The sequence below is a fragment of the Xanthomonas vesicatoria ATCC 35937 genome, assembly GCF_001908725.1.
Lineage (GTDB): Bacteria > Pseudomonadota > Gammaproteobacteria > Xanthomonadales > Xanthomonadaceae > Xanthomonas > Xanthomonas vesicatoria.
Map to the genome: position 1 here is coordinate 3,732,247 of NZ_CP018725.1, position 14,242 is coordinate 3,746,488.

Sequence of the window (14,242 nt, forward strand, 5' to 3'; positions counted from 1 at the left end):
ACTGTCATGACCCAGCCTATCGCCCGTTCCATCCCCTTGCAGGTCGTCTCCGGCGATACCGCCGCACCTGCGCCGCTGCAGACCGGCGTCAAGCAGATCGGTGGCGACAAGATCAATCGCTCGCCGGTGCAGTTTGTGGATGCGCCGGTGCTGCGCAAACCGTCGTGGATCCGCGTGCGGATTCCGTCCGGCAACGCGGTGCAGAACCTCAAGGCCAAGTTGCGCGAAAACCGCCTGGTCACGGTGTGCGAAGAGGCCAGCTGCCCGAATATCCACGAGTGCTTCAGCCACGGCACCGCCACCTTCATGATCTTGGGTGAGGTCTGCACGCGGCGCTGCTCGTTCTGCGATGTGGCGCACGGCCGGCCCAAGCCGCCGGATGCGAACGAACCTGCCAGCCTTGCCACCACGGTAGCCGACATGGGTTTGAAGTACGTGGTGGTCACCAGCGTGGACCGCGATGATCTGCGCGACGGTGGTGCCCAGCATTTTGTGGACTGCATCGCGGCCATTCGTGCGAGCTCGCCTAACACCCGCATCGAGATTCTGACCCCGGATTTCCGCGGCAAGGGCCGCATGGACCGCGCGCTGGAGATTCTGGCGCTGAGCCCGCCGGACGTCTTCAATCACAACATCGAAACCGTGCCGGATCTCTATCCGAACGTACGCCCCGGTGCGGATTACCAGTGGTCGCTGACCCTGCTGCAACGCTTCAAGGCGCAGCATCCGTCCATCGCCACCAAGTCCGGCATCATGCTGGGCCTGGGCGAGACGATGGAGCAGGTGCAGGCCACCTTGCGCGATCTGCGTGCGCACGATGTCGACATGATCACGATTGGCCAGTATCTGCAGCCGACCCCGCACCACCACCCGGTGATGCGCTACTGGACGCCGGAGGAATACAAGGCGCTGGAAGACTATGGCAATGCGCTGGGCTTCAGCCACGTGGCGTCCGGGCCGATGGTGCGTTCGTCGTATCACGCCGATCGCCAGGCTGCCGGGGCAGGTGTCGCTGCCTGAGCAGCAAGACCGGGGGGCTCTACGGCAGCGCCCCGAGCTGACGACCGCCACGCGCGGTGGCCAAGTCGTCGACGCCTAATTGCGCCGGCGTCGCCTTGGCGGCACCAAGCATCCGTTTTTATCACCGGCCCTGTGCAGTGCACAGGGCCGTGTCGTCTCCGGCGGTCTGGACGTGCCGGTGCAAGATACGGTCGCGTTCACAATCCGATACAGGCCCGGCGCTAGGCTGATTCAGCCAGCGGATGACAACGCCAGCAACTTTGGGCACTGTCATGCTGTCTGATCCGTTCACCGCCTTTCTTTCGTCGGCCTTGTGCCGAGAGCCATTCGATGACCTACAACGTTTCTGCGTCCATGAAGGCCGGCCTGCTGGCGCTGGTGTTGACCACTCCGATGGCATTGCTCGCACGCGCCGACATAGCGCTGCCAGAGGCCGCCACGCCCGAACAGGCAACGGCGACCAAACTTGTCTATGGCCTGCTGTCCGACAGCCGTTATGCCTACCGTCCGCGGACGCTAGACGAGGCGATGTCAAAGGACGTCTTCAAGCGCTATCTGGAAACGCTGGACGGCGGTAAACAGTTCTTCACCCAGGCCGACATCGACGGCTTTGCGCCGCTGCAGGCCGGGGTGGGCGACGCGCTGCGCGGCGGCAACCTGGAGCCGGCGTTTCAGGTGTTTGCGATCTACAAGAAGCGCGTCGACCAGCGCGTCAAATATGCGCGTGACCTGCTCAAGCAGGACTTCGACTTCACCGGCACCGACAAGTTCGAGTACGACCGCAAGGACGTGCCGTGGGCGTCGGACGACAAGCAGCTGGATGTGTTGTGGCGGCAGTCGGTGATGAACGACTGGCTGCGCCTGAAGCTGGCCGGCAAGAAGCCCGACGACATCCGCAAGACGCTGGACAAGCGTTACGCCGCGCTCGCCGATTCGGTGAAACAGCTCAAGGGCGAGGATGTGTTCCAGTTCTTCGTCAACGCCTACACCAACGCCGTCGACCCGCATACCGATTACTTCACCCCGCGCACCGCCGAAACGTTTAATCAGCAGATGTCGCTGTCGCTGGAAGGTATTGGCGCCCAGCTGCAGAAGCAGGACGACATGGTGGTGATCCGCGAGGTGATCCCGGGTGGCCCGGCGGCAGTGGATGGCACGCTCAAGCCAGGCGATCGCATCGTTGGCGTGGGCCAGGCCAAGAACGGCGCCATCGAGGATGTGATCGGCTGGCGCATCGACGACGTGGTGGCCAAGATCCGCGGCAGCAAGGATACCCAGGTGCGCCTGGAGTACATCCCGGCCGAGTCGGGCATCGACGGCAAGCACCGCACGGTGACGCTGACCCGGCAGAAGGTGCGCCTGGCCGAGCAGGCTGCCAAGGGCGAGACGATTACCTTGCCGGCCAAGGGCAGCGAGCCGGAACGCCGCATCGGCATCATCAAACTGCCGGGCTTCTATCAGGATTTCGAAGGCCGTCGCCGCAATGCGACCGATTACGCATCCGCAACCCGCGACGTCGCCAAGCTGCTGGCCGGCTTCAAGACCGACAAGGTGGACGGCGTGGTGCTGGATCTGCGCAACAACGGCGGCGGCTCACTGGACGAGGCGATCGAGTTGACCGGGCTGTTCATTGAGCAGGGCCCGGTCGTACAGGTGCGCGAATCCGGCGGCCGTGTGACGGTTAATGGCGACAGCAATCCGAAGGTGGCCTGGGATGGTCCGCTGGGTGTATTGATCAACCGCGGCTCGGCATCGGCATCCGAGATCTTTGCCGGCGCCATCCAGGACTACGGTCGCGGCCTGGTGATCGGTGAAACCAGCTTCGGCAAGGGTACCGTGCAGAACATCGTGGACCTGGATCGTTGGCCAGCCGCCGAAGGCCAGCGCTATGGTCAGGTCAAGCTGACGATTGCGCAGTTCTTCCGCGTCAGCGGCTCCAGTACCCAGCACAAGGGCGTGGTGCCGGATATCGCCTTCCCGGCCAGCGTGGATGCCACCGAGTTCGGCGAAAGCACCTACGACAACGCGCTGCCGTGGACGCGCATCGCTGCCGCACCGCACACCCAGTACGGCAACTTCGCGCCGCTGCTGCCCAAGTTGCAGACGCTGCACACCGCGCGCATCGCTGCCGACAAGGAGTTCCAGTGGTGGGAAGAGGACGTCAAGCAGTTCCGCGACGAGAAGGCCAAGAAGTACATCTCCTTGAACGAGGCCGAGCGCGTTGCCGAGCGTCAGAAGCAGGACCAGCAGCGCAAGGATCGCCAGCAGGTGCGCAAACAGCTGGGCCTGCCGCTGGATCCGCTTGCCGATGACAGCGACGACGGCCTGACCGGGAACGAGCGCGACATCGTCAAGGACACGGCGCGCGAGAAAGCCGCAGAAAAGCGCCCCGATCCGCTGCTGCACGAATCGGCCGCCATCCTGGCCGACGCGTTGGGCCTGCTGTCGCAGGACCAGCCGCTCTCGGCCCAGGTACTGCCGCAATCCACGGCCCCGGGGCGCTGGGCAGACTGACCACTGCTGCTCATCCGATCCACGAACGCCACCGCTTGCCGGTGGCGTTTTCGTTTCTACGCTGCGTTCGTTGTCAGCCGGGGCTCAGGACAGCGCCTGCCAGCAGGCCTGCAGGCCGAGCAGCAGCAAGGTGCCGAAAAACACCCGGCGGAACAGTTCGGCAGAGATGCGGCGGCGCACCCGCGTGCCCGCCCATACGCCAACTGCAGTGGGTACCAATGCCAACAACGAGGGCAGGCCGGCCGATAGCGGCACCCCGCCATGCCAGACCAGCGCAATGGCCAGGGCGAGCGTTGCCGTGCCGAAGCACGCCGCCAGTGCGCGGATCAACAGCTCACGCGGCAGGCTCAACGCAGACAGGTAGGGCACCACCGGAATCACCAGGACACCGGTGGCGCCGTTGAGCAAGCCACCCACCAATCCCGTCAGCGGGCTGGCCCAGCGTTCGTGGCGTGGCGGCAGCGTCCATTGCCGGCGTGCAAGCCCGAGCAGGGCGTAGGCCACCAGCAGCACGCCGAGCGCGGCGCGCAGGAAGCGTGGGTTGCCGCCGATCATCACCCCGGCGCTCAGCCAGGTACCCGCCACCACCAGTGCCAGCACCGGCCACAGACGCCGCAGCAGTGCTGCCGGCGCCGGCCCCCAGGCCTGCTGCAGATTCGTCACCAGCGAAGGCAGCACCAGCAGTGCGGCAGCCTGGCTGGGCGGCAGCCACAGCCCGAGCAGCCCCATCGCCACCGTCGGCAGCCCCATGCCGGCAACGCCCTTGACGCCGCCGGCCAGCAGGAAGACGGCGGCTACCAGCAGCCACTGCGAAGCATATCCATTCATGGCGGCCAGGATCGGGGTGGCGAGGCTGAGCCGGCAAGCTGTCTTTGTTTGAGGCAGACTTCGGCCACGCCGAAGGCTGGAGCGCATATGCAGGTGGAATTCGTCGATCTGCGGATCTTTGTCGCGGTGGCCGACACCGGCAGCATTACCGCCGGCGCCGACCGCGTGGCGCTGTCGCTGGCGGCCGCCAGTGCGCGCATCCGCGCGCTGGAGCTGCAGGTCGGGGTGGCGCTGTTCGAGCGTGGTCGGCGTGGGGTAACGCTCACTGCTGCCGGCCAGGTGTTGCTGCGGCACGCACGGGTGCTGGCGCGGCAGGAGCAGGCGATGCGCAGCGAACTCGGCGACTATGGCATCGGCGGTCAGGTCACGCTGCGCTTGGCCGCCAACACCGCCGCGCTCTCGGAATGGCTACCGGAATGCGTTGCGGATTTTTTGCAGGCGCATCCGCGGGTGGATCTGACCCTGGCCGAGTGGGGGAGCGAGGAGGCGGCCGATGCGGTGCGCGATGAACGTGCCGACCTGGCCGTGGTGGCAGGGCATGCGGATTTCACCGGCCTGCAGCGGCGTCCGTTCCGGCAGGATCGCCTGGTGGTGGCGATGGCCGCCAGCCATCCGCTGGCCGGTGCGGGCAGCGTGCAGCTGACCGATATCGCACAGATGCAGTTGCTGGCATTGTCGGCCGACAACGCCTTGCATCGTCACCTGCGCACGCACCTGGCCAGGGCCGGCGTGCAGTTGCGCATCCGCGCGCGCGTGCCCGGCATCGACACCCTGTGCCGCATGCTGGCGCGCGGTGTGGGCGTGGCCATCGTGCCGCACGCGGCGCTGGCGTGTTCCAGCGTCAGGCAGCAGCTGGCGGCAGTGCCATTGGACGAAACCTGGGCGTGGCGCGAGCTGTCCATCGTCTGGCGCGACACGCCATCGGCGATCCTGCAGACCTTGCTGGAATGGCTGCAGGCCAGTGCGGCACAGCCAGGCATCCAGACGGCTTGAGCGGCCGACAAATTGCCGCGTCTCCGCGAGGCGGGCGTGGCCGGTACGCGAATTCCTGATGTCCGATTGGTGCACCCATGATCACGTAGGCCTTACACCGCCATGACGCTTGCTCGCGATGTGTGTGAGCCGCTTCGCGCGGGCGTAGCGCCCTTGTAGACCGGATCCTCATCGCGGCTTTGGCAGGCGCTGTCATTGTTGGCGCAACGGTGCGCCTGCTGTCAGCGCGGCCAGTCGAATTCGGCCAGCACCGGATAATGATCGGAGGGCAGGATGCCGCCGGGGCGCTCGTCCAGGGTGGTGAAGCGGGTGGGCGTCAGGCCGCGGAACAAAATCCAGTCGATCCGCCGGGTCGGGTGGGTGCTGAAATCCTGGAAGGTGTTTTCCGGCCCATTGCGCTTGGGCGCGTGCGTGCGTGCATCGCCCAGTGCGGCGGTGAGCGTGGGGTAGGTGCTCTTGTCCGGATCGCTGTTGAAATCGCCGGTCAGCACTACCGGAATATCCGCAGGCAGTTTCGCGATGCGCGACAGGATCAATCGGGCCGCTTGTTCGCGTGCCGGCTCGTCCTGATCGCGGTGCGGCAGATGCGTGTTGAACAGGTAGAACCGGCGTTTGTCGCCACGACGTTCAAACAGCGCCCAGGTGACCAAACGCGGCAGGTCCGTTCCCCAACTGCTGCTGCCGGGAGTGCCGGGTGTCTCGGATAGCCAGAAGTCGCCCGATTCGACTACCGTCAGCACGCGGCTGTCATAGAACACGCCCATGTGCTCACCGCCGCCGTCGGCGTTGCGGCCCTTGCCGAACCAGCGATAGGTCGGCAGGTGCGTTGCAAGATACTGCGCCTGCTCCTGCACCAGCTCTTGGGTACCGAAGACATCCGGATGCGTCTGACGGATCAACGCGACCATGGCATCGCGACGCACCTGCCAGCGTTTGTCGCCGTCGGTGTCGACCGGCACGCGCACATTGAACGACATCACCCGCAGGGGCGCGCTCGGCGTTGCCGCCAGCGCGGGCAGGACGATGCACAGCACCGCAACGGTGGCGAGAAGGCTGCGCAGCAGCACCTGCGCGGTCAGACGTGGCATGCAGGCGAACTCCTTGAGAAAACAAGAGCGCCGAGTCTAGCCGGCAATGATGACCGCTGCGTCACGGCAGCGGTGGTGTATGCAGGCGCCATCGCCTGCTTGACGCCACTGTGCATCGGCGTAGCATTTGCACCAAGTCAGCGGATAGACCGCTGGCTGACCACGCAACCGTGAGGGATTCTCATGGCAACACAGTACGACTATCTCGTTTTTATCGGACGCTTCGAGCCCTTTCATAACGGCCACGCCGCCGTCGCCCGCCATGCGCTGGGCAAGGCGGGCAAGCTCATTGTGCTGATCGGCTCGGCCGACACGCCTCGTACCATTCGCAACCCCTGGACCGTCGCCGAACGCGCAGTGATGATCGAGTCCGCACTGCCGGGCGAGCGCGAGCGTTTGATCCTGCGTCCATTGCGCGACCATCTGTACAACGAAAGCCTGTGGATTGCCGAAGTGCAGCGCCAGGTTGCCGAGGCGGTACATGCCGACGGTGGCACGCCCGACGCGCGCATCGGCCTGATCGGCATGGACAAGGATGCCAGCAGTTATTACCTGCGTGAGTTTCCGCAGTGGCCGCTGGAAGATGTGCAACATACCGCGACCTTGTCGGCTACCGAGCTACGTCGCTATCTGTTCGAGGCCGGAGACATCGGTTTCCACGGTGGGTTGCTGATGCTCCGTGGCAACGTCCCGGCGCCCGTGTACGAAATGCTGGAAGCGTTCCGCCGCAATTCGCCGAGCTATGCGCAATTGGTAGCCGAATACCGCTTTATCGAGCAGTACCGCGCCGCCTGGAAAGACGCGCCGTACGCACCGACCTTCGTGACCACCGATGCGGTGGTGGTGCATTCCGGGCATGTGCTGCTAGTTCGTCGACGCGCCGAGCCAGGCAAGGGGCTGTGGGCACTGCCTGGTGGCTTCGTCGCCCAGGAAGAAGGGCTGCTGGACAGCTGCCTGCGCGAGCTGCGCGAGGAAACACGGCTCAAGGTCCCGGTGCCGGTGCTCAAGGGCTCGTTGCGTGGACGTCAGGTGTTCGATCACCCCGAGCGCAGCCTGCGCGGGCGCACCATCACCCACGCATTCCATTTCGAATTTCCGGCCGGTGAATTGCCGCCGGTGCGCGGTGGCGACGATGCCGACAAGGCGCGCTGGATTCCGATCGCCGAAGTCATGGCGATGGGCCCGCGCCTGTACGAAGATCACCTGCATATTCTCGAATTTTTCCTGGGCCGTGGCTGAGCGCGACGTCATCGCCTGTGTGCCGTTGCCGACCGGCATCGGCCACGTTGATGCGTCCGGCTTGAATCACGACCTCCCACTGGCGGACAGACCGCTGGTTTCCCCGACGCGAAGGAGCTTCCGTCATGCATTACCTCGATAACCTGCTGCTCAATACCGATAGCTACAAGGCCAGCCACTGGCTGCAATATCCGCCCGGTACCGACGCCTCGTTTTTCTATGTCGAATCGCGCGGCGGCGTGTACGACCAGACCGTGTTCTTCGGCCTGCAGTCGATCCTGAAAGAAGCCATCAATCGGCCGGTGACCCACGCCGACATCGACGATGCCAAGGCCTTGCTGGCTGCGCATGGCGAGCCGTTCAACGAAGCCGGCTGGCGCGACATCGTCGACCGCCTGGGCGGACAGTTGCCGATCCGTATCCGTGCAGTGCCCGAAGGCGCGGTGGTGCCCACGCACAACGTGTTGATGACCATCGAATCCACCGACACCAAGGCGTTCTGGGTGCCGTCGTATCTGGAAACCTTGTTGCTGCGCGTGTGGTACCCGGTGACGGTGGCCACGGTGAGCTGGCAGGTGAAGCAGATCGTGCGCGATTACCTGGAGCGCACCAGCGACGATCCAGAAGGGCAGTTACCGTTCAAGCTGCACGACTTCGGCGCGCGTGGCGTGTCCAGCCTGGGCTCGGCGGCGTTGGGCGGCGCGGCGCATCTGGTGAACTTTCTCGGCACCGATACCTTGTCGGCGTTGTTGCTGGTACGGGCGCATTACCACACGCCGGTGGCGGGGTTTTCGATTCCCGCCGCCGAGCACAGCACCATCACCAGCTGGGGCCGCGAGCGCGAGGTGGATGCGTATCGCAACATGCTGACGCAATTCGCGCGGCCCGGTTCCGTTGTGGCGGTGGTCTCGGACAGCTACGACATCTACCGTGCCATTCGCGAGCATTGGGGCACCACCTTGCGCGAGGAGATCATCGCCTCCGGCGCCACGGTGGTCATCCGTCCCGATTCCGGCGACCCGGTGGATGTGGTCGAACAGTGCCTGGTGCTGCTGGACGAAGCCTTCGGGCATCAGGTCAATGGCAAGGGGTACAAGGTGCTCAACCATGTGCGCGTGATCCAGGGTGATGGCATCAATCCGCAGTCGTTGCGCGCCATTCTGGAGCGCATCACCGCGGCCGGTTATGCCGCCGACAACGTCGCCTTTGGCATGGGGGGAGCCTTGCTGCAGAAGGTGGACCGCGATACGCAGAAGTTTGCGTTGAAGTGCTCGGCGGTGCGTGTGGATGGGCAGTGGATCGACGTCTACAAGGACCCGATCACCGACCAGGGCAAGCAGAGCAAGCGCGGCCGGCTGACCCTGCTGCGCGACCGCCGCGATGGCAGCTACCGCAGTGCATTGCTCGACGACGTGGCCGCCAGCACCGATAGCGAAGACGCGTTGGTGACGGTGTGGGAAAACGGCGCGATGCAGCAGGAGTGGACGTTGGAGCAGGTGCGCGCGCGTGCCGATGCCGCCCGGCGCTGACGGCGTGCACGCAGGCATGCCCATGCCCGCTCCCATCGATGCTGTGTCGCTGCTGCCTGCATCACCGCTGTTGGCGCAATTGCGCGCCACAGCGCCCAACCTGCAGCGGCGCGTGCCGCTGCAGGACGACAGTGGCCGCTGGCATGGTTTGCAGATCGGCACGCGCCGCTATCGGGTTGCGCTGCCGATCACTTTGACGCCGTATGCCTCGGTGCGGCCTTGTTCGGCGCGCTGCGGGTTTTGTTCGGAGAATCTGCGGCAGCATGCGGGAGGTCTGGCGGGGTCGATGCTGCGTCCCGGCCCCGACTATTTCGCGCAATTGCGCAGCGCATTGCAATTGCTGCATGCGGTGCCCTTGTCCTATTCGTTGTCGGGTCTGGAAATGACCGACGATGCGCAATGGCTGCAGACCTTGCTGCACACCTTGTCGACCATCCCCCATGGCCCGCATGTCGAGCAGCGCGTGCTGTACAGCAACGGCGCTGGCCTGGCGCGTGCGCACGGTGGGCGCCTGCTCGATGCACTGGTCGATTTCGAAGTGTCGTGGATCGAATTGTCGCGCCACCATCCGTTGCAGGCGCACAACGACGCGATCATGCGCTTCCGTGCGGGCGAGCCCATCGCCGATTCCACCACGTTCGTGCACACCGCTCGTCGCATCGCCGCGCGTCTGCCGGTGCGGCTGGTGTGCATCGTGCAACGTGGCGGGGTGTGCAGCGCAGCGGAGATCGCGCGATACATCGCGTGGGCGCGCAGCTGTGGCGCGGGCCAGGTGATCTTCCGCGAGTTGTCGCGGCTGGATGATGCGTATCGCAACAACGGCACGATGCGTTACATCGCGCAGCACCGCATCGGCGTGGAGGACTTGCTGGCCGAGTGCATGCAACAGCCGTGGTGGTCGCATTGGCAGCTGGATGGCATGACGGAGGGGTATTACTTCTGGAATGTGCGGATGCGCAGCGACGATGGCATGCAGGTGGTGTTCGAAAGCGCCGACTACGCGGCGATGCACGCCCGCCATGCCACTGGTGATCTGTACAAGCTGGTGTTCTTCGCCAACGGCCGGCTGTGCGCGGGTTGGGACCCGGACGCCGATGTGCTGTGGGATGCAGCACATGGATGAGTTCGACCAGCGCAGCTGGTGGACGCCGGTACCCGACGAGGCGGCCTGGGCGTTGCCCGACGACCTGCGTGCGAGCGACCCGCTCAACGGGCGCGACTGTGGTTGGGTAAATCAGATGCGGCCGTTCGTGCGCCATTTCAGCCAGCCCGGCGAGCAGGTGTTCGACCCGTTCTGCGGATTCGGCAGTACGTTGCTGGCCGCCGCCCTCGAAGGCCGCAACGCACATGGCATGGAGATCGATCCGGCGCGTGCGCAGCTGGCGCGTACGCGGCTGCAACGGCACGGCGTGGATGCACCCATCGTGGTCGGCAACCTGGTGCACGCCACGCCTGTCGCACCGATCGATCTGTGCCTGACCAACGTGCCGTATTTCGGGTGCCAGTGGCGTGGTGCCGCGGTGGCTGGGCAGCTGTATGCCAGCACGGACTATGCGGGCTATCTAGCCGGCATGCGCGCCGTGTTTCACGCGCTGCGGCGGCAGTTGCGTCCGGGCGCGTTTGGCGTGGCCATGGTCGAGAACGTGCGCGTGGGTGGGCGCGTGATCCCGCAGGCATGGGATCTGGGCCGGATACTGGGCAGCCTGTTCACTCTGCACGACGAGCGGGTGCTGTGTTACCCGCGTCCTGCCGCTGGATTGAACCATGCAGGCACCGACAGCAATCGTAGTCACGAATACGCGCTGATCTTTCAACATTGCCGCGCCCGGTTGGATGTGCAGCAGGCAGAGCAGCTGCTGCACGCGGTGCAAGCGCTCGGGGTGCCGGTGGTGGTACACGGCAGTTACGCGCGTTGGCTGCAATCACCTGCGCTGGTGCCGCAAGGCCCGGCGGATCTGGACCTGATCGTGTGCGCCGAGCAACCGCTGTGGGACCGCCTTACCAACTGGTTGCAGGTGCAGGGTTTCAGCCTGAGCCTTTGGGGCGAGCCTTGCCGTGCCCCAGTGACGCTGGCAGCGGTGCGTGCGCATCACTACCTGCGCGCCGAGCGCGTGGGTGCCGATGGCAGCCACCTGCAGGTCGACCTGCAGCTGCCAACGGATGAACCGCCGATACCCTGACCCGGCAACGCGACGCCGCGCGCACATCGGTTGCGGCTATGCTTTGGCCGGTTTTGGATGCCGGAGTGTTCCCATGTCGTGTACTTCCCTGATCGCGCGTGGCGCGCTGCTTGGCGCGTTTGCAACCTTGGTCGGCTGCGGTGGCAGCAAGGGCGACAGCATGCTGATGCGCGAGTCGTTCAACTCCGACGATACCTATTCGCGCAGCGTGGCGGCCAGTTCGCCGCAGGCCTGCGAAGCCGCACGACGCGTGCTGTTGAGCCAGGGCTACGCCGTGACGCGTGCCGACGCTGCGGCAGTGGAAGGCAGCAAGAACTTCCAGCTGAAGGAAGCCGACCAGAGCGAGCAGCTCAATCTGCGCATTTCCTGCGCCACGCAGGAGGGCGGCAAGGCGCAGATCTTCGTCAGCGCGCTGCAGGATCGATACGCATTGAAGAAGAGCTTGACCTCGGCCAGCGTCGGTGTCGGGGTGCTCGGCTCGTTGTCGTTGCCGGTGGGCAGCAGCGGCGACTCGCTGGTGCGCGTGTCCAGCACCACGGTGCAGGACGCGGCCTTCTACAAGCGCTTCTTCGAACGGTTGAATTCGTATCTGCCCAACGTGACCGAAGCGGTGCCGTCTACCGCAAACGCGATGCCTGCACCGGCCCCAGTTGCCCCACATCCGCCGGCCGCAGCGGTCGCTTCGCCTGCCGTGGCGCCGGGGGTCACGGCAAACGCGTCTGCACCACTCGCCGCTCCGGCACCCGCCCCGAATACGGTTGCGCAGCCGCCGGTTGCGCCATTGCCGGCCGAAGCGCAGGACCCACCGCCAGCGCCAGCGAACGTGCCGCAGAACGAGCCAGCCCCCCAACCGTGACGCCCGATTCACGCACCGGTCCAAAGCCTGAATAGAGGGTTGTGCGCTTCACGTTGTGTTCTCGCTTGGATGACCAGCATGCACCCATGCCTCGCCGAATGGGCGAGAACGATGGAGACGTACGATGAAAATGCGCAATTCCCTGATGGGTATGTCCCTGATCGCTCTGATGGCGACGAGCACTTTCGCGCAGGCGCAAAACTACGCGCAGCACCGTTACACCACGGCAGACGAAGGCCGCCGGTTCAATGACGGCACCCGTGTGCGTTGCAAGAACGTAGAGGTGCAAAAGAATTCCACCGACCCGAATCGCCTTGGTGGCACGCTTGCCGGCGCCGCGATCGGCGGTCTGCTGGGTAACCAGGTGGGCGGCGGTAACGGCAAGAAGCTCGCCACCGTGGCCGGCGCGGTCGCTGGTGGTGCAGCAGGCCGCACCATTCAGGGCAATCGCCAACAAACCAACGGCAATCGTCAGGTTGAGCGCGTCTGCGAACGCAGCTGAGCTTGAGGGTTTGAGAGTACGAGCCCCGGTTATGCCGGGGCTTTCTTGTATTTCAGGAGCAGCGCTTTGCTGCCGATCCACCTATCCGATCGATGAGCGCTTTTTGGGTGCAAGCCAGACGGTGGCTGCTTCGGCCGGCGCATGCAGTGGGTGAGCCGCAGGCCGCGCGGCGCCACAAGATTGCGCTGCTGTGTGCGGTGGTGGTGTGTGGTCTGCAGCTGCTGGAAGTCGCCACTGCTGCGCCAAGTCAAACGGCTATTACGGCTGCACCGGACTGCGTGGAAGCGCTCTTGCGGCGATTGGGTTGGAGCATCAAGAGTGCAGCCACCAGCACGCCGGTCATCCAGCGCGGCGCGCCGTGTACGCGAGGCTCGCTCGCCCAGGCACGCGCAGCAGGCGACCTGCAGATAACACTACCGGGAGCCTGGGATGCCCAGCGGCGCGGCGCGGCGCTCACTGCATTGCTGGACGATCCCGCCAGCCAGTGCGCCTACGGTTTTGAAATTGGCGCGGCCACACGGCGCGCGGTCACGCAGTTGCAAGACAATCCGCATTACCGCTTTTCTGCGCTGCAGCTGGGCTGGGTCGGTTTCGGCTGGCGTGGCGCCGCTGCACAGGGCTGGAGTGGATTCAAGAGCTTCGGTCGCGGTTATCAGCCAAGCGGAAGCAACGCGCAGGCGCTGGACGCGTTCTACAGCGGCCAGGTGCGTTCCGAATGCGGCGTGGGGCGCCAGGTGGCCCAGCTCGCCACGCAGCGCGAACTCTATGGCGATGCCGGATTCGATCAGGTATTTACGCCGGGCGAACTGTCCATCGGGACCTTTTTGACCTTGCACGACACCGACAGCATTCTGCTCGGTGCACATGCCGGTGAATTTTTTGCCGACGGCAAAGCGGTGAAGACCTCGCAACTCGGGCGACAGGCGTTCGTCGGTGCACCGGGTTTCATCGCGCATGTGTTCGACAAGGCGTATCTGGACGACATCCATAACCAGGCCGAAAACTTCGTGGTGGTGGATGTCAGCGACGCGGCAGCGCAGGCACTGGCACAGCACGGCGGCTTTGCGCATTACGACGCACTCAACCGGCAGATCTGGGAGCTTTCCAGGCAACTGCGCGGGCCGGGTAAGCGGCGCTTCGAGCGGTTGCTGTACGAGCGCGACGCGGCGTTGCGGTCGACCCTGGACACGCAGCAGCAGGCGCGGTTGCAGGAACTGCAGCGGTTGCTGGACGATCCGTTCTATCAAGGTTTTTTGGTGTATGTGCACCCCAAGGGCACCAAGCCGATCGGCTACCACGTCGCGCGCCTGCTCGATCGCAACCCGCGCACGCCCTATGCCATCGACCTCACCCTGCACAATCTGCGCACCACTTTGTACTGGCGGTGGATCCACTGGCAGCTGCACCAGTGCGCCGCCAGCACCGTCACAGAACAATCTATTGAGAATTCCGCCACGCCGGCGTACGCCCGGCGTGGCACCCTGCACTGATCA

At 65.1% G+C, this 14,242-nt stretch carries 12 protein-coding genes; 10 read left to right on the forward strand and 2 right to left on the reverse strand.

The genetic code is table 11. The annotated features are described in order from the left end of the window. The first annotated feature begins 6 nt into the window (after positions 1 to 6). Positions 7 to 1,020, forward strand: coding sequence for a lipoyl synthase (lipA, locus tag BJD12_RS16190; protein WP_005990325.1), 1,014 nt, complete (start codon positions 7 to 9; stop codon positions 1,018 to 1,020). Positions 1,021 to 1,374: 354 nt separating this feature from the next. Next, positions 1,375 to 3,534 (forward strand): carboxy terminal-processing peptidase, encoded by a 2,160-nt coding sequence (locus tag BJD12_RS16195; RefSeq protein ID WP_172797241.1) that lies wholly within the window; start codon positions 1,375 to 1,377, stop codon positions 3,532 to 3,534. 84 nt (positions 3,535 to 3,618) lie between these two features. Here the strand turns inward: BJD12_RS16195 and BJD12_RS16200 are convergent, their stop codons facing one another. Beyond that, the gene (locus tag BJD12_RS16200) at positions 3,619 to 4,362 is read right to left on the reverse strand and encodes a sulfite exporter TauE/SafE family protein (protein WP_005990331.1); all 744 of its coding nucleotides are present in this window, start codon (positions 4,360 to 4,362) and stop codon (positions 3,619 to 3,621) included. An 87-nt stretch (positions 4,363 to 4,449) separates the two neighbouring features. Between BJD12_RS16200 and BJD12_RS16205 the strand changes: the two genes are divergently transcribed. Continuing rightward, a complete protein-coding gene (locus BJD12_RS16205) occupies positions 4,450 to 5,355 on the forward strand; it encodes a LysR substrate-binding domain-containing protein (protein ID WP_005990333.1) in 906 nt (301 codons plus the stop codon). Between the two features lie 221 nt (positions 5,356 to 5,576). On the opposite strand, the gene BJD12_RS16210 is transcribed toward BJD12_RS16205, so the two are convergent. Further along, entirely contained in the window at positions 5,577 to 6,443 is an 867-nt protein-coding gene (locus tag BJD12_RS16210) for an endonuclease/exonuclease/phosphatase family protein (RefSeq protein ID WP_005990335.1), read from the reverse strand. A 183-nt stretch (positions 6,444 to 6,626) separates the two neighbouring features. Here BJD12_RS16210 and BJD12_RS16215 point away from each other — a divergent pair, with 183 nt between their 5' ends. From BJD12_RS16215 to BJD12_RS16245, 7 genes are all read left to right on the forward strand, one after another. Continuing rightward, entirely contained in the window at positions 6,627 to 7,682 is a 1,056-nt protein-coding gene (locus BJD12_RS16215) for a bifunctional nicotinamide-nucleotide adenylyltransferase/Nudix hydroxylase (RefSeq protein ID WP_005990337.1), read from the forward strand. A 125-nt stretch (positions 7,683 to 7,807) separates the two neighbouring features. After that, the gene (locus BJD12_RS16220) at positions 7,808 to 9,211 is read left to right on the forward strand and encodes a nicotinate phosphoribosyltransferase (protein ID WP_005990339.1); all 1,404 of its coding nucleotides are present in this window, start codon (positions 7,808 to 7,810) and stop codon (positions 9,209 to 9,211) included. Between the two features lie 22 nt (positions 9,212 to 9,233). Then, positions 9,234 to 10,334: a hypothetical protein gene (locus BJD12_RS16225; RefSeq protein ID WP_042827783.1), complete on the forward strand. Its 1,101-nt coding sequence runs from the start codon at positions 9,234 to 9,236 to the stop codon at positions 10,332 to 10,334. After that, positions 10,327 to 11,391, forward strand: coding sequence for a DNA methyltransferase (locus BJD12_RS16230; protein WP_042827777.1), 1,065 nt, complete (start codon positions 10,327 to 10,329; stop codon positions 11,389 to 11,391). Before BJD12_RS16225 ends, BJD12_RS16230 begins: the two co-directional genes overlap by 8 nt. A 73-nt stretch (positions 11,392 to 11,464) precedes the next feature. Next, the gene (locus BJD12_RS16235; RefSeq protein WP_005990345.1) at positions 11,465 to 12,247 is read left to right on the forward strand and encodes a DUF2242 domain-containing protein; all 783 of its coding nucleotides are present in this window, start codon (positions 11,465 to 11,467) and stop codon (positions 12,245 to 12,247) included. 124 nt (positions 12,248 to 12,371) lie between these two features. Next, the gene (locus tag BJD12_RS16240; RefSeq protein ID WP_005990347.1) at positions 12,372 to 12,749 is read left to right on the forward strand and encodes a glycine zipper 2TM domain-containing protein; all 378 of its coding nucleotides are present in this window, start codon (positions 12,372 to 12,374) and stop codon (positions 12,747 to 12,749) included. A 146-nt stretch (positions 12,750 to 12,895) separates the two neighbouring features. Then, positions 12,896 to 14,239 carry a hypothetical protein gene (locus tag BJD12_RS16245; RefSeq protein WP_005990349.1) on the forward strand — a complete coding sequence of 448 codons (1,344 nt, stop codon included), beginning with the start codon at positions 12,896 to 12,898 and terminating at the stop codon, positions 14,237 to 14,239. Positions 14,240 to 14,242 lie beyond the last annotated feature (3 nt).